14 protein-coding genes, 1 tRNA gene and 1 pseudogene are annotated in these 14,014 nt (G+C 59.0%); 4 read left to right on the top strand and 12 right to left on the bottom strand.

The window, feature by feature from the left end; genetic code table 11:
* Window positions 1–50 precede the first annotated feature (50 nt).
* The 7 genes and pseudogenes from DU29_RS1000000133525 to DU29_RS0113630 all read right to left on the bottom strand — a co-directional run.
* Window positions 51–179, bottom strand: a pseudogene (locus tag DU29_RS1000000133525) (type II toxin-antitoxin system HicA family toxin); the annotation flags it as partial.
* Window positions 180–845: 666 nt separating this feature from the next.
* Complete coding sequence (locus DU29_RS0113605) at window positions 846–1,421, bottom strand: PIN domain-containing protein (protein WP_028622218.1); 576 nt, start codon at window positions 1,419–1,421, stop codon at window positions 846–848.
* Entirely contained in the window at window positions 1,418–1,885 is a 468-nt protein-coding gene (locus DU29_RS0113610; RefSeq protein WP_028622219.1) for a helix-turn-helix domain-containing protein, read from the bottom strand. Before DU29_RS0113610 ends, DU29_RS0113605 begins: the two co-directional genes overlap by 4 nt.
* A 325-nt stretch (window positions 1,886–2,210) precedes the next feature.
* Window positions 2,211–2,284: transfer RNA gene (locus DU29_RS0113615), tRNA-Gly, on the bottom strand.
* Window positions 2,285–2,477: 193 nt separating this feature from the next.
* Complete coding sequence (locus tag DU29_RS0113620; RefSeq protein ID WP_028622220.1) at window positions 2,478–3,362, bottom strand: alpha/beta fold hydrolase; 885 nt, start codon at window positions 3,360–3,362, stop codon at window positions 2,478–2,480.
* A 314-nt stretch (window positions 3,363–3,676) separates the two neighbouring features.
* Window positions 3,677–4,369 (bottom strand): pseudouridine synthase, encoded by a 693-nt coding sequence (locus tag DU29_RS0113625; protein WP_028622221.1) that lies wholly within the window; start codon window positions 4,367–4,369, stop codon window positions 3,677–3,679.
* 32 nt (window positions 4,370–4,401) lie between these two features.
* The gene (locus tag DU29_RS0113630) at window positions 4,402–4,620 is read right to left on the bottom strand and encodes a cysteine-rich CWC family protein (protein WP_028622222.1); all 219 of its coding nucleotides are present in this window, start codon (window positions 4,618–4,620) and stop codon (window positions 4,402–4,404) included.
* 220 nt (window positions 4,621–4,840) lie between these two features.
* Between DU29_RS0113630 and DU29_RS1000000131440 the strand changes: the two genes are divergently transcribed.
* Window positions 4,841–5,296 carry a hypothetical protein gene (locus DU29_RS1000000131440; protein WP_081832485.1) on the top strand — a complete coding sequence of 152 codons (456 nt, stop codon included), beginning with the start codon at window positions 4,841–4,843 and terminating at the stop codon, window positions 5,294–5,296.
* 52 nt (window positions 5,297–5,348) lie between these two features.
* Here the strand turns inward: DU29_RS1000000131440 and DU29_RS0113645 are convergent, their stop codons facing one another.
* Entirely contained in the window at window positions 5,349–6,461 is a 1,113-nt protein-coding gene (locus DU29_RS0113645; RefSeq protein WP_028622224.1) for an enoyl-CoA hydratase/isomerase family protein, read from the bottom strand.
* Window positions 6,462–6,593: 132 nt separating this feature from the next.
* Between DU29_RS0113645 and ung the strand changes: the two genes are divergently transcribed.
* Window positions 6,594–7,286 (top strand): uracil-DNA glycosylase, encoded by a 693-nt coding sequence (ung, locus tag DU29_RS0113650; RefSeq protein ID WP_028622225.1) that lies wholly within the window; start codon window positions 6,594–6,596, stop codon window positions 7,284–7,286.
* 101 nt (window positions 7,287–7,387) lie between these two features.
* Here ung and DU29_RS0113655 read toward each other — a convergent pair whose 3' ends face one another.
* From DU29_RS0113655 to DU29_RS0113670, 4 genes are read right to left on the bottom strand one after another with little or no spacing between them, the layout of a single operon-like run.
* Window positions 7,388–8,422: an AbrB family transcriptional regulator gene (locus DU29_RS0113655; RefSeq protein WP_028622226.1), complete on the bottom strand. Its 1,035-nt coding sequence runs from the start codon at window positions 8,420–8,422 to the stop codon at window positions 7,388–7,390.
* The gene (locus tag DU29_RS0113660) at window positions 8,415–9,929 is read right to left on the bottom strand and encodes a tripartite tricarboxylate transporter permease (protein WP_028622227.1); all 1,515 of its coding nucleotides are present in this window, start codon (window positions 9,927–9,929) and stop codon (window positions 8,415–8,417) included. Before DU29_RS0113660 ends, DU29_RS0113655 begins: the two co-directional genes overlap by 8 nt.
* A gap of 1 nt (window position 9,930) precedes the next feature.
* Window positions 9,931–10,389, bottom strand: a complete 459-nt coding sequence (locus tag DU29_RS0113665; RefSeq protein ID WP_028622228.1) for a tripartite tricarboxylate transporter TctB family protein — start codon at window positions 10,387–10,389, stop codon at window positions 9,931–9,933.
* A gap of 59 nt (window positions 10,390–10,448) precedes the next feature.
* Complete coding sequence (locus DU29_RS0113670; protein WP_028622229.1) at window positions 10,449–11,426, bottom strand: Bug family tripartite tricarboxylate transporter substrate binding protein; 978 nt, start codon at window positions 11,424–11,426, stop codon at window positions 10,449–10,451.
* Between the two features lie 400 nt (window positions 11,427–11,826).
* On the opposite strand from DU29_RS0113670, the gene DU29_RS0113675 reads away from it, so the two are divergent.
* Window positions 11,827–12,498 (top strand): response regulator, encoded by a 672-nt coding sequence (locus DU29_RS0113675; protein ID WP_028622230.1) that lies wholly within the window; start codon window positions 11,827–11,829, stop codon window positions 12,496–12,498.
* On the top strand, window positions 12,491–13,879 hold the full coding sequence (locus DU29_RS0113680; protein WP_028622231.1) for a sensor histidine kinase: 1,389 nt from the start codon (window positions 12,491–12,493) through the stop codon (window positions 13,877–13,879). The genes DU29_RS0113675 and DU29_RS0113680 overlap by 8 nt, the downstream gene beginning before the upstream one ends.
* Window positions 13,880–14,014 lie beyond the last annotated feature (135 nt).

Below are 14,014 nucleotides of genomic sequence, written 5' to 3' on the forward strand. Positions count from 1 at the left end.
TTAGTCGCCGCGTCCGACATCGTCAAAGCAGCGCCTGTTTGCAAAATACTCAAAGCCGTTTTTTTGAGCAGATCCTTTTTCGGATGAGGAACCGTCACCAGCCCCGGCTTGCTCGGATGCTTGAAATGATGGTGACTGCCTCTGATTCGAACCAGATACCAACCATCAGCAACAATCAGCTAATCAAAAACGACTGTTCACATCACCTCCATGTGGCGTGCATCGGTGGTTGCTATACCTACCTGATTTTCTTAATCAACACCATAACCACTGAATTTCTCGCGGACTCATAGGTTGATGGGCTGAAAGTCTATTCATTGATGTCTTCAACGACTTTTAGGTCATAGCCTAGGATTCGTTCGGCGATAGAGGGCGTAGTCCACTGAGCTATCCACAAAGGCCTCTGCCAGTGCGATCTGAATTTTCGCTCGTTCCGCAAGCGTCAGAATATGTCCCAATGGGCCAGCTCCTCTAGTTCTGCATCGAACGTATCAGCTGCGACCCCGCCTGCAATGCTGCCGATGAGAACAACAGCTATGGCGCAGGCCTGAGCGCCAGGGCCGCAAAGAGCGACACCCGTTGACGAATGCCAGGTCTGCTAGTTCGCACGATCCAGCGTGGCACCGGGCAGATGAGCGTCATAGCTCTATCGCGGGCCAGTGTATGTGATGGTACGCCGACAGGTCTTCGCTGCAGGGCTGAAAACACTGATTGGCAAGCTTGCCTTCAGTAACAGGCACAAGGTCTACGTGAAGGATTGCGACAGCCTGGAAAAATCTTCGCAAATGACAAATTTGACGACGCGTTCAGCAGGGCATGGCCATATCCTCGAATACTGCGACCGGTTAGAGCACATACTCAAAATTGCGGAGCAGTTTCACTGTTTCGGGTAGCTTCTGTTGCAGAAGTTTGTCGAGATAATCCCGGACACTGTGTGGCGGATTTTTTAAGGACGCGCGTTGCCGTTGCGCTGCCTCAACAACGGCTGCCTGGTCCAGGTCCCACAGGTCGACGATGAATTCATCTGGATGTAGAGCCTCAATCCCCCAAGGATCCAACGCAGCTTTAGGAAAATCTTTGAGGTTGAAGGTGACGATTGCGGAAGCATTGCATTTGATCGCTACGGCAAGAACGTGCCGATCGTCTGCATCCGGGAGGTCCAAACCCACAACAATCGATTGGTAGTCAGTGATCAGAGCATCTGGGATGGCCTGATCCATAAGCGTCGACGTGCGATTTACTTGATCAACCGTGAGATCTGTCCGGTTCAACAATAGATTGCGCTTCCATTCATCGTGGATCTGCGCTGACCAGCGCGCGCGGTACGCACCGGTCAGTGCAAGACGCATTAAAAAATCACGCAAAGGTGCAGGGTAGAGAACATTCGCATCATAAACTGCCGTGTAAGGTGAATGCCTCATTCGTACCCCATCCCCAGCTCCTGCGCCTGAGCGGCTAGCTCATCCAGAATCGCGTGACTGTCTTGTTCACGTCGGTTTTTGTATTCCATCAAGTCAGCAAACTTGATTCGACGATGACGGCCTGTTTTGGTGTGCGGCATCACTCCATCATCAAGCAGCTTGACTAGGTGAGGCCTTGAAACGTTAAGCAGGTCTGCCCCTTCCTGTGTGGTCAGCTCGGCATGAATAGGAACAACTCTGACTGTATTGCCTAACGCAAGCTCGCTAAGGATTTCACCTAGTAAGCGAAATGCGTACGTCGGCAATTCAACGACTTGACGTTGTTGTTCTCCGTCAACAAGTTCGATGCGCTGGGTTACCAGTTTGGTTGAAAGGAAGGCTGCTATCTGGCGGCTTGACTCCACGGCCGCGGCAATTTCCCTTTCATCAGGTAGCACTGTCCGGGTGACGTCGGCGGTAGTCATGGCTATCTCCATAAATGATGTATTTGCTGTAGGTGTGGCCGCCGATGGGAAACCACATGAATGCATTTGTATTCGAAATAATCGAAATACGCAATAAACGAAATGGCTTTTTAGGTAGCTTTCAGCGTAGCGGGAGCGCATCCCGGGGAACTTACCAAATGATACTGGTTTCCCGTGGGTCTACATGAAAACGTAATTGGCTATGGGGGAGGGGGGGCGGCAGATTCTCGCACTGGTAACAGTGCGCTTACACGCAAACTGTCACCGGAACTGTCACCAAACACGCTAAGGCTCAAACTGAAACGTCTGGAAGCCTTGAAAACAGTGGAGCGGGTGAAGGGAATCGAACCCTCGTTATCAGCTTGGGAAGCTGGAGTAATGCCATTATACGACACCCGCTCAGAGCGGCTGACTTTGTACCAGATGTGCGCATGAAAATGAAGTTTTTCTTTGTGCCGAGTGCTCTGGCGTCAGGTTGTGTCCACGTTGAGAACCGTGTGATGGCCGTTCGCGGGCAAGTCGGAATGCCGCACCACGTGCTCCTACAAAAATCATAGTGTGCAGCAACAGGCCTGCTCGCGACGACACGTTTTCAGATGGACAATGCATGTTGGTCCTGAACGTAGTGATAACGCGGTCGGCTTGCCTGTTGCGCAGGCTTCAGGAAACCCATCAGCGCGTTTCGACTGTCGCGGCAGGCGGCTTTGTGTTCCATGTCGAGAAAGTGGCCGGTCGCTTCCACCGTTGTAAACGAAGCGTGCGGCAGGTGGTTGGCAAATAACCGGGCGCCGTCGGCGGCGGTGTACTCGTCCCATTCGCCGTTGACGAACAGCACCGGCACCTTGATTTTCTCTGATGCCTTGAGGAAGTACTGCCGGTCACTGTGCAGCAGGTCGCTGATGTGGAAGTGCATCTGCCCGTATTCGTGCTCGGCCAGACTGCTGACATGCCGGTAGTTGAACCGCTTGAACAGCGTCGGCAGATGTTTGCCGATGGTGCTGTTGACCAGAGTGCCGACCCGGCCACCGTCCCGACTGCCGAGGTAATCGACCCCGCGCTCGAGGTAATCGAGCATGTGCGCGTTGATCTCCGGCGAGAAGGAACTGATCACTGCCTTTTCGATGCGTCGTGGCTGCTGGGCGAGGGCGACCAGTGTGGCGGCGCCACCCCAGGAAAACGACAGCACGTGCTCGGCGGCGAAGTGGTCGATCAGCTCCAGGAGGATCTGCCCTTCGGCTTCCTTGGTGAGCATTTTCTCATGCAGGTTGTGCGCCTTGGACCGGCCCGCGTAGGGCTGGTCGTAGCAGACTACGTTGAACTCCGGGTGCAGGTTTTTCACAGTTTGTGCAAACGACGCAGTCGTGGCCATCGAGCCGTTGACCAGAATAATGGTCTTCTCTGCGGCGTCTGCGCGATAGAACTCCGTGTAAACCCGAAACTGACCCTGTATATCCAGCACAGCGATTTCTGGCCTCATGTCATAAGACTCCTGGCAAGCGGGTATGCGCGCAAATCAGATTGCACGAGCTTTGTGACAGGTAGGCATATGCCTGAGAATTTCGGGGGCCCATGTCGATCCAGTGCAGTCCGGTCGACGGGTATTGTTATTGGCGGGCAATCTGCCGGAACAAGGCGGAACCTGAAGGTTCTCGACCGGCAAAAAGTTTCTTAGAGGTATGGGGTGATTCGTCAGTCACAATTCGGCTGACGACCTGATTCAAGCAGGGGCCACGGGACTTCGCAAGTGCCGTTGGTAAATTGTTCGACAACTTCTGCTGAGCGGTATCCCGCTTAGATCAATTCGATCTCATCGGCACGCAAAGGCCGGTATTCGCCCGGTTTCAGCGAAGGATCGAGCGTCAACGGGCCCATGCTTTCACGGTGCAAACGCAGGACTTTGTTATCGAAGTGACCGAACATCCGCTTCACCTGGTGATAGCGGCCTTCGACGATGCTCAGGCGCGCGGTATTCGGCCCCAGTACGTCCAGCTCGGCGGGTTGGGTGGTGAGGTCCTCAAACGCGAAGTACATCCCCTGATTGAACGTGGCTGCGTACTGCGGGCCAATCTCCTGTTCGGTCTCGACGTAATACACCTTGGACAGTTTGGTCTGCGGTTGCGTCAGGCGACGCGACCAGCTGCCGTCGTTGGTGATCAGCATCAGGCCGGTGGTGTTGAAGTCCAGACGCCCGGCGATGTGCAGATCGTCCTTGTCGGGCTCATGGATCAGATCAAGCACCGTCGGGTGTCCGGGATCGCGCGTGGCGCTGACGCAGCCGGCCGGTTTGTGCAGCATGAAATGGCGCAACGGTTTGCCGACTTGGAGGATTTCGTCATCAATCTCTATGCGGCTGAATTCGCGTACCTCGGCATGGGGATCGCTGACGATTTTGCCGTCGACCCGGATGCGCTTTTCCACCAGCAACAGACGAACCTGCTTACGGTTGAAGCGCGGCAGGTTGCTGAGGAATCGGTCAACACGCATGACAAACGATCGGCAGGAAAGGGCCGCGCATCTTACTTGATCGGCTTGGCAACTGTTTGCAGCTGTGCCTCGACCTGAGCGCAGCGCGGACACAGGCACGAGACTTTACGCAGCTCCGCCGGCAGTTTCTCGAGCACTGCCGGATCAATGCTGACGCTGTAGCACCAACAGGCGCGAGCAGCGGTGCGCGGGTCAGCCAGGCTGCAGTCGTTGGAAGCGCCGCAGGCCGGGCATAGGTCGGGGGTTTTCATTGATAGCCATGATCACGGGTGTTTCAGGATTCTACACAGACCGCGTTGAGATGAACCGCGAACTGACCGATGAAAAACCTTTCATCGGCGACTTGTTTCAACGTATTGCGAGAACGCACCAGATTCTGAAATCGATGTCTTATCTTTCGACAGTCCCCGATTGATTGACTGTCGCCCGCCAGCGTCGCTGGTGTGGTCACTCGCGGTCCAGGAGGCCGCCATGTATCGCCGACTTCTTCTGATAGCTGTACTGGGTTTGTCTGTTAGTGCTTGCGTGCCCTATGCCGATGGAGGAGGCAGCTACTACCGTTCCGAGGTTTACACGTCCCCGGCGCCGTATTATTCGAATGGCGGGGCCTATTACTCCAACGGTGGTTATTACACCGCGCCGCGTCGGTACTACGCGCCGCACGCTCGGCATTACCAGCCGACACCGCGCTATTACCACCAGCCGCGGGTTTATCAACCGGCGCCGCGTTATTACCAGCATTCGCCGCGCGCCGATTACCGGGTTCATCAGAATCGTGGCTGGGAGGGTCGCAGTCGTGGCGGTTGGGATGGGCGTGACCGCGGTGGCCGTAACGATTATCGAGGAGGCCATGGTGGACGCGACAACCGGGGCGGTAGGGGTGACCACAATGGTCGTGGTGGCGATGGCAGAGGCGGTCACCGCTGATTTACACTCAAAAAAAACGGCGCACATAGCGCCGTTTTTTTGTGCCCGCGATTTAATACTCCGTCAAATCCGCCAGCGGATGCCGACCTTCCCAGGCCTTGTGAAAATGCGCTTCCACCACCGCTTCCGGCACAGTATTAACATCCGGCCAATGCCAATGTGGCTTCTGATCCTTGTCGATCAACCGCGCTCGGACGCCCTCGCTGAACTCCGGATGACGGCAGCAATTGAGGCTGACGGTGTATTCCATCTGAAAGACCTGCGCCAACGAGAGGTGGCGAGCGCGAACGATCTGTTCCCAGACCAGATGAGCGGTCAACGGCGAGCCTTCGCTCAGGGTTCGCGCTGCGCGACTCAGCAGCAGGTCCGGGTCATCGCGCAACGGGCTGATGGCCTTCCAGGCGCAACGCACATCACTGACATCCAGCAATTGGTCAATTCGCTCGCGACGCGGCAACCACTGCGCGGCGGGCATTTGCGGCAGTGCTTCCTGTTGCAGCGCCTTGAGCAGACTGTTTAGCTGCATCGGCGTCTGTTCCTGCCAGTTCAATTGCAGCAAGCCCTGAATCAGATCCTCCTGCTGCTCGTCGAGCAGGAAGCGATCGGCGAGGTCCAGATCGATCGCGTCGCGACCGTTCATGTGCGCGCCGGTCAGGCCGAGAAACAAACCGAGCTTGCCCGGCAGTCGCGACAGAAACCAACTGGCGCCGACGTCAGGATAAAGGCCGATGCTGATTTCCGGCATCGCCAAGCGACTGCTCGGTGTCACGATGCGAATGCTCGCGCCTTGCAGCAGGCCCATGCCGCCGCCCAGCACATAGCCGTGGCCCCAGCAGATCAGCGGTTTCGGATAGGTGTGCAGGTTGAAATCGAGCCGGTATTCCGCCGCGAAGAAATTTGCGGCCAGCGGCGGCACTTCGCCGGGTGTCGCGCGGCAGGCTTCAACCAGGCTGCGCACTTCGCCGCCGGCGCAAAAGGCCTTGGCGCCGTTGCCGCGCAACAATACGCACACAATCTGCGGTTCTCTGGCCCAGGCATCCAGTTGATCGCGCAGGGCGTTGATCATCGGCAAGGAGAGGGCGTTGAGGGATTTCTCGGCGTCCAGCGTGGCGATGCCGATGCGTGCGCCGTGGGTGCCGGTGAGTTCTTCGAAGTGCAGATTCATCGTGACCTCAATCGGGTTTTTGAACGATCAGTATGATCGCTGTACTGGAAAGTGCCGGATCTGCGTCAGATCAATTGACAAGCGCGACGGGCTTTCCTAGGGTTCGCCCCATTGTCTTTGCCGGATGTAACCATGACTGCTGACGACCGTATCAAACTCGAACCGAGCTGGAAGGAGGCACTGCGTGCTGAATTCGACCAGCCGTACATGGCAGAGTTGCGCAACTTCCTGCAACAGGAGCGTGCGGCGGGCAAAGAGATTTATCCACCGGGCCCGCTGATTTTCAATGCGCTCAACTCGACGCCGCTGGACAAGGTCAAGGTCGTCATACTCGGTCAGGACCCGTATCACGGTCCGGGCCAGGCACATGGCTTGTGCTTTTCTGTACAGCCGGGCGTGCCGGCGCCGCAGTCGCTGGTGAACATTTATAAAGAACTGAAGCGCGACCTGAATATCGATATTCCCAGCCATGGCTACTTGCAGAGCTGGGCCGATCAGGGCGTCTTGATGCTCAACACCACCATGACTGTTGAGCGCGCGAGTGCCAATGCGCACAAGGATAAAGGCTGGCAGTTTTTCACCGACCGCATTATTGAAATCGTCAGCCAGCAGCAGCCTCATTTGGTATTCATGCTCTGGGGCGCACATGCGCAAAGCAAACAGAAACTGATCGATGCGACCAAGCATCTGGTGCTGACGTCGGTGCATCCGTCGCCGCTCTCCGCCTACCGTGGTTTCCTGGGGTGCGGGCATTTCGGTCGGGCCAACAAATTTCTCGAGCAGAATGGTGAGGCGCCGATCGAGTGGCGGTTGCCGCCGGTTTGATGCGGTGACAGCACCGGCCCCATCGCGAGCAGGCTCACTCCCACAGTTACATCGCGAATTCTGTGGGAGCGAGCCTGCTCGCGATGGGGCCGACTCGGTCTCTATTCAGCATCCCGATTCCAATACCTGAACAACGGCTCCGCCAGAAACAACACAAACAACAAACGCATCACCTGCATCGCAGTCACCAGCGGCACGGACAATTGCAGGGTCTCCGCCGTGAGGCTCATTTCGGCGATCCCGCCCGGCATCATGCCTAACGTCAGTGAACGCAGATCCAGATGTGTCAACGCACTCAATCCCAGCGCCGCCACCGTCGCGATCAGCATGGTCAACACCGTGCCGAGCAATGTCCGCCCCATGAACGATGGCGCACGCCGGAAGAACTGCCGATTGAAATGACAGCCCAGTCCGCTGCCGATCAGCAACTGACCGATCTGGCTGCCACCGGCCGGCAGACCGATGTGCAAATCCCAACCGATACTGACCGCCGCGCTGACCAGCAGCGGCCCGAACAGCCACGGGTTGGGCTGCCGAAGACGTTCCCAGATCATCGCTGCGACTGCGCCTGCCGGTAACAGCAGAGCGAGCCACCACCAGTTGACGGCGGCCGGATGAAACATCGGCGCACCGTCACCCAGCAGATATTTGAAAGCGGCGGGTACGCAGAGTACGACCACCAGCACGCGCAAGCTTTGCCCCGCAGCGACGCGACTGAGCACCGCGCCGTTGCGTGCGCCGAGGTTGACCATCTCCCCGGAGCCGCCGGGCATGCTGGAGAAGAATGCCGTGGCGCGGTCCTCACCGGTGCGCCGCATCAACCAGACGCCGACCACCGCCGAGAGACTGGTGATCAGCGCACCGAAGAAGATCAAACCGAAGTGGCTCAGCACCTGCTCCATCACCACGGGGGTGAAGTGCAGGCCGATACCGATGCCGATGACCCATTGGCCGCACTTGCGGCCGCCGGGAATTTCCGCCAACTGCCACGGCGTCAGGCAGCGCACCAGGATGATCGCCAGCAATGAGCCGACCATCCATGGCAGCGGCCAGCCCACCAGACTGGCGAGGTAGCCGCCAAGCGTGCCCACCAGCGGCGTGCCCCACCAAGCGTCGAACGGTGTTCGATCAGACATCGGCCAGGGTGCGCCGGGCAGCCGAACGTTTGCGCCAGATCCGCACGATCGGCATGAACAGCATGATCACGGTCAGTACCCACACGCCTAAAGTGATCGGGCTTGACCAGAGAATCTCCAGCGCACCGTTGGAAATCGACAGCGCGCGACGCAGGTTCTGCTCCATCAAACCGCCGAGGATGAAACCCAGCAGCACCGGCGACAACGGGAAGTCCAGCTTGCGCAGGATGTAACCGAAAATGCCGATCCCGATCATCAGGAACAGGTCGAAGGTGGTGGCGTGCACTGCGTAAACGCCGATCCCTGTGATGATCGCGATCACCGGCACCAGCGCCCAGTTCGGCACGGCCAGGATACGGGTGAAAATACGGATCATCGGGATGTTGAGGATCACCAGCATGGTGTTGGCGATGAACAACGACGCGATCAGGCCCCAGACGATGTCCGGTTGCTGTTGGAACAGCAGCGGGCCCGGTGTGATGTTGTACAGCGAGAGTGCGCCGATCATCACCGCCGTGGTGCCCGAACCTGGCACGCCCAGCGTCAGCATCGGCACCAGCGCGCCGCAGGCTGCACCGCCGATGGCGGTTTCCGGAGCGGCGAGGCCGCGCATGTCGCCTTGGCCGAAGGTGCCCTTGGCGCCGGCGATGCGTTTCTCGGTCATGTAAGCCACGGCACTGGCCAGGGTCGCACCGGCACCCGGCAAGACACCCATGATGAAACCCAGCACGCCGCAACGGACGTTCACCGCGAACACCGCCGAAGCTTCCTTGAAGTTGAACATCATCCGGCCAGTGGCTTTCACCGCTTCCTGACCCCGGTGGGTTTTTTCCAGCAGCAGCAAGATCTCGCTGATGGAGAACAGGCCGAGCACCAGCACGACAAACTGAATACCGTCAGTCAGATGGATGTTGTCCCCGGTGAACCGGTAAACGCCGCTGTTGGCGTCGATGCCGACGGTCGACAGGAACAGGCCAATCAACGCCGCGATAAACGTTTTCAGCGGACGATCGCCAGCCATGCCGCCGAGGCAGACAATCGCGAACACCATCAGCACGAAATATTCCGCCGGTCCGAAGGCAATCGCCCATTTCGCCAGCAGCGGCGCAAACAAAACCATGCCGCAGGTGGCGATAAATGCACCAATGAACGAGCTCCACGCCGACAACGACAATGCAACGCCGGCCATGCCTTTGCGGGCCATCGGGTAGCCGTCGAGGGTGGTCATTACGGTGGAAGCTTCGCCCGGAATATTCAGCAGAATCGAGCTGATCCGGCCGCCGTATTCGCAACCCAGGTACACCGCCGCGAGCAGAATCAGCGCCGATTCCGGCGGCAGGCCGAGGGCAAATGCGATCGGAATCAACAAGGCCACGCCGTTGATCGGACCCAGGCCCGGCAACAGCCCGACCACGGTGCCGATAAGGGTGCCGCACAAGGCAGTCACCAGATTGTACGGGCTCAGCGCGACGCCGAAGCCCTGACCCAAATAACCAAGCGTATCCATGTCAGTTCTCCAGAACGTCGAGCACGCCCAAAGGCAGTGGCACGTCCATGACTTTGTCGAACAGCAGATAGAGACCGATCGCCATCAGGCTGATGATCACGGCACTGGGCAGCCAGCGACCGCCGTACAGGCGAGCCATCGGTACGCCGGTCAGGATGCTGGCGACGATGAAGCCGAGGGGTTCGAAGGTGCCGGCGAAAATCAGCAGCAGGACGACGCAGATGCCGATCTTGACCAAGGTGTCGCGGTCCAGCTGCGGGTCATCGTCGCTGTGCACGATCGGTGTCGGACGAAACACCATGTAGAGCAAACCGAGACCCATCAGGCCGAGCATCAACAGCGGAAACGCCCGAGGACCGACTGGTTCGTAGGAAAAAGCCGCCTGGTACGGCCACGCCATCAGTGTCAGCCCGATGCAGGCCAGCAACAGCACCGAGGCGAAAATGCGTTGTACGAGCATGAGAAACTCCTGCGCCGCGACCCCGATCAAACGGAGCCGCAACCGCTAGACAGAGGCGATCACTGGATCAGGCCGAACTCTTTGGCCAGCACTTTGTAGTCGGCAACCTGCTTCTTCACGTAGGTGTCCAGCTCCGGGCCGGTCATCGCGAAGGGGAACAGTTCACGCTGATCGCGCAGCTTGGCGAACTCGCCGGAAGCGAGCATTTTGTCGAAGGCATCTTTCCACCAGGCGTAGTCTGCGTCGCTGACCTTAGGCCCCAGGTAGAAACCGCGAACCACTGGCCAGACGATGTCGTAGCCTTGCTCTTTGGCAGTCGGAATGTCTTTCATTTCCGGCTCGTCCAGACGGTTTTCAGAGAACACTGCCAGCAGGCGCATGTCGCCACTCTGGATGTGCGGCATGGAGTCGGAGATGTCGGTGCTGCCGACCTGGATGTGGCCACCCAGCAGGGCCGTAGCAATTTCGCCGCCGCCTTCGAGGGCGACATAACGCAGCTCGCGCGGGTTGATGCCGGCGGCTTTAGCGATCAGCGCGGTTTGCATCCAGTCCTGGCTGCCGACGGTGCCGCCGGAACCGATGACCACCGAGCCCGGATCTTTCTTCAACGCTTTAACCAGATCGTCCAGCGTCTTGTAGGGCGAATCGGCTTTCACCGCGATGGCACCGTAGCTGGTGCCGACTGCCGCGAGCCAGCGCACGGCGTTTTCGTCAAAGCGGCCGAATTTGCCTTGGGCCAGGTTGAGCAGCGAACCGCTGGACCACGCCACCAGCGTTCCGGCGTCGGCCGGGCGTTGCGCGACCACGGCGTTGTACGCCACAGCGCCGACACCGCCGGGCATATAGGTAACGCGCATCGGCTTGCTCAAAAGCTTTTCATTCACCAGCGCGCTCTGCACCAGCTTGCACGTCAAGTCAAAACCGCCGCCCGGGGAAGCCGGGGCGATGCATTCAGGGCGTTTGGGCTCGGCCATCAGTTGGCCGGCAAACAGCACACAACTGGCGGCGAGGGCGAAACAGCGCATTGATCGGTTCATGGGTGTCTCCAGGGGAGTTGTTGTTTTTGGGGATGTTTCAGGTGCGACGATTTCGCGCTGCGCAGCCAATGCCGGCGCTGGCACACGTAAATAGTGAGAGATGAGGAATAGAGTAGGGCGGGCAAGCCTGAAGCTTTGGAGCCAGCATGATGCGTACCTCGTTTTATTGTTCTTATTGGCGAAAACGCTTCGTGGCGTTTTTCGGGAGCTACATTTCAAAGCACGGTTGATGGTGTGTTCAAACCATCCGTGGCCCGACTGTAACGGGCGAACCTTTCAGCAACCTTTCATCAGCCTGTCACCGGGATATTCGCGTTTTTCAGGCTTCACAGCGACGTACGCGGCTGTAAACTCCGCGCCAGAGGCTGGCGTTGAACATCCCTGAATGAGGTAAAGATCCATGCGTGTTCTGCTCGTCGAAGACCATCTGCAATTGGCCGACAGTGTGGCCCAGGCGCTCAAGAGCACCGGTTTGACCGTGGATGTGTTGCACGATGGCGTCGCGGCCGACCTGGCCTTGAGCAGCGAGGAATACGCTGTGGCGATCCTTGATGTCGGCTTGCCGCGCATGGATGGTTTCGAAGTACTGGCGCGTTTGCGGGCGCGGGGCAAAAACCTGCCGGTGCTGATGTTGACCGCGCGCAGCGACGTCAAAGACCGTGTGCATGGCCTGAACCTCGGCGCGGATGACTACCTGGCCAAGCCCTTCGAACTCACAGAACTGGAAGCTCGGGTCAAAGCCCTGCTGCGCCGCAGTGTGCTCGGCGGTGAACGTCAGCAGACCTGCGGCGTGCTGGCCTACGATCTGGACACCCGACGCTTCACCCTCGGCGATGAATTACTCACCCTGACCTCCCGTGAGCAGGCCGTGCTCGAAGCCTTGATCGCCCGGCCTGGTCGCGTGATGAGCAAGGAGCAACTCGCGTCGCAAGTATTCGGCCTGGACGAAGAGGCCAGCCCCGACGCCATCGAGATTTACGTCCATCGTTTGCGTAAGAAACTCGACGGGCAGCCAGTTGCCATCGTCACCTTCCGCGGGCTTGGTTATTTACTGGAAAGCCGCGATGCATAAGGCCAGCAGCCTGCGCTGGCGTTTACTGTGGAACCTCGCGGTGTTGCTGGTGGTGTTGATGCTCGCAAGTGGTTTGAGTGCCTACTGGAACGGTCGCGAAGCCGCCGATACTGCGTACGACCGGACGTTGCTGGCCTCAGCGAGAACCATCGCTGCCGGCTTGTCCGAGCGCGACGGCAGCCTGAGTCTCGACGTGCCGTATGTGGCGCTTGATACCTTCGCGTATGACAGCGCCGGGCGAATTTTCTACCTGGTCAACGACATCAATCAGAAGCTGATCTCCGGTTACGAAAACCTGCCTGCGCCACCGCCGGGCACGCCGCGCACCGATGACTATCCGGCCCTGGCGCGTTTCTACAATGCCGAGTATCAGGGGCAGAACGTCCGTGTGGTCAGCCTGCTCAAACCCGTCAGCGAACCGAACATGAACGGCATGGCGGAAATCCGCGTGGCGGAAACCGATGAGGCTCGGGTAAGCATGGCGCGCAGTCTGGCCGCAGACACGTTGCTGCGGCTGGGCATGCTGGCCATCGGAGCATTGCTGATGGTGTGGTTTGCAGTCAGCGCGGCGTTGCGCCCGCTGGAGCGTTTGCGCACGGCGGTGGAAGAGCGTCAACCCGACGATTTGCGGCCGCTGCCACTGGTGGAAGTGCAACATGAATTGTGGCCGCTGGTCAGCGCTCTTAACCACTTTACCGAGCGACTGCGCGGGCAGTTCGAGCGCCAGGCGCAGTTTATCGCCGATGCCGCGCATGAGTTGCGTACACCATTGGCGGCGCTCAAGGCGCGACTGGAACTGGGGCTGCGCGCGACGCAAGCCGACACCTGGCGCGAGACCCTGGAAACTGCGGCGCAGAACACTGACCGCCTGACCCACCTGGCCAATCAATTACTCTCCCTGGCGCGGGTCGAGAACGGCGCTCGGGCGATTGCCGAGGGGGGCGCACAGTTGCTCGACCTCAGCCAGTTGGCGCGCGAACTCGGCATGGCCATGGCGCCGCTCGCGCACAAGCGCGGCGTAGCGCTGGCGCTGGAAGCGGATGAGCCAGTGTGGCTGCGGGGTGAGCCGACCTTGTTGAATGAACTGCTGAGCAACCTGGTGGATAACGCACTGGCGCATACGCCGCCGGGCGGCAACGTGATTCTGCGGGTGTCGGCGCCAGCGGTGCTGGAAGTAGAAGATGACGGCCCGGGCATTCCGCTGGAAGAGCGCGAACGGGTGTTCGAGCGGTTTTATCGGCGCAACCAGCAGGTCGCCGGGTCAGGATTGGGTTTGGCGATTGTCGGCGAGATTTGCCGCGCGCATCTGGCGCAGATCAGTCTGCATGATGGCGAGCAGGCGGGCTTGACAGTGCGTGTGAGCTTTATCGCCGGAGACTGAACGCTACCCTGTGGCGAGGGGGCTTGCCCCCGTTGGACTGCGAAGCGGTCCCAAAACGGCTGCCGTGGTTACTTGAATATCGAATTAATCACTGTCACGACTGCGTCGCAGCCGAACGGGGGCAAGCCCCCTCGC

This window comes from Pseudomonas sp. Ant30-3 (assembly GCF_000690905.1).
Classification (GTDB): domain Bacteria; phylum Pseudomonadota; class Gammaproteobacteria; order Pseudomonadales; family Pseudomonadaceae; genus Aquipseudomonas.

What these genes read in the sequence shown, in the direction of transcription:
- DU29_RS0113605 (WP_028622218.1), bottom strand. Translation starts at nt 1,421, where the DNA reads ATGAGGCATTCACCTTACACGGCAGTTTATGATGCGAATGTTCTCTAC.
- DU29_RS0113610 (WP_028622219.1), bottom strand. Translation starts at nt 1,885, where the DNA reads ATGACTACCGCCGACGTCACCCGGACAGTGCTACCTGATGAAAGGGAA.
- DU29_RS0113620 (WP_028622220.1), bottom strand. Translation starts at nt 3,362, where the DNA reads ATGAGGCCAGAAATCGCTGTGCTGGATATACAGGGTCAGTTTCGGGTT.
- DU29_RS0113625 (WP_028622221.1), bottom strand. Translation starts at nt 4,369, where the DNA reads ATGCGTGTTGACCGATTCCTCAGCAACCTGCCGCGCTTCAACCGTAAG.
- DU29_RS0113630 (WP_028622222.1), bottom strand. Translation starts at nt 4,620, where the DNA reads ATGAAAACCCCCGACCTATGCCCGGCCTGCGGCGCTTCCAACGACTGC.
- DU29_RS1000000131440 (WP_081832485.1), top strand. Translation starts at nt 4,841, where the DNA reads ATGTATCGCCGACTTCTTCTGATAGCTGTACTGGGTTTGTCTGTTAGT.
- DU29_RS0113645 (WP_028622224.1), bottom strand. Translation starts at nt 6,461, where the DNA reads ATGAATCTGCACTTCGAAGAACTCACCGGCACCCACGGCGCACGCATC.
- ung (WP_028622225.1), top strand. Translation starts at nt 6,594, where the DNA reads ATGACTGCTGACGACCGTATCAAACTCGAACCGAGCTGGAAGGAGGCA.
- DU29_RS0113655 (WP_028622226.1), bottom strand. Translation starts at nt 8,422, where the DNA reads ATGTCTGATCGAACACCGTTCGACGCTTGGTGGGGCACGCCGCTGGTG.
- DU29_RS0113660 (WP_028622227.1), bottom strand. Translation starts at nt 9,929, where the DNA reads ATGGATACGCTTGGTTATTTGGGTCAGGGCTTCGGCGTCGCGCTGAGC.
- DU29_RS0113665 (WP_028622228.1), bottom strand. Translation starts at nt 10,389, where the DNA reads ATGCTCGTACAACGCATTTTCGCCTCGGTGCTGTTGCTGGCCTGCATC.
- DU29_RS0113670 (WP_028622229.1), bottom strand. Translation starts at nt 11,426, where the DNA reads ATGAACCGATCAATGCGCTGTTTCGCCCTCGCCGCCAGTTGTGTGCTG.
- DU29_RS0113675 (WP_028622230.1), top strand. Translation starts at nt 11,827, where the DNA reads ATGCGTGTTCTGCTCGTCGAAGACCATCTGCAATTGGCCGACAGTGTG.
- DU29_RS0113680 (WP_028622231.1), top strand. Translation starts at nt 12,491, where the DNA reads ATGCATAAGGCCAGCAGCCTGCGCTGGCGTTTACTGTGGAACCTCGCG.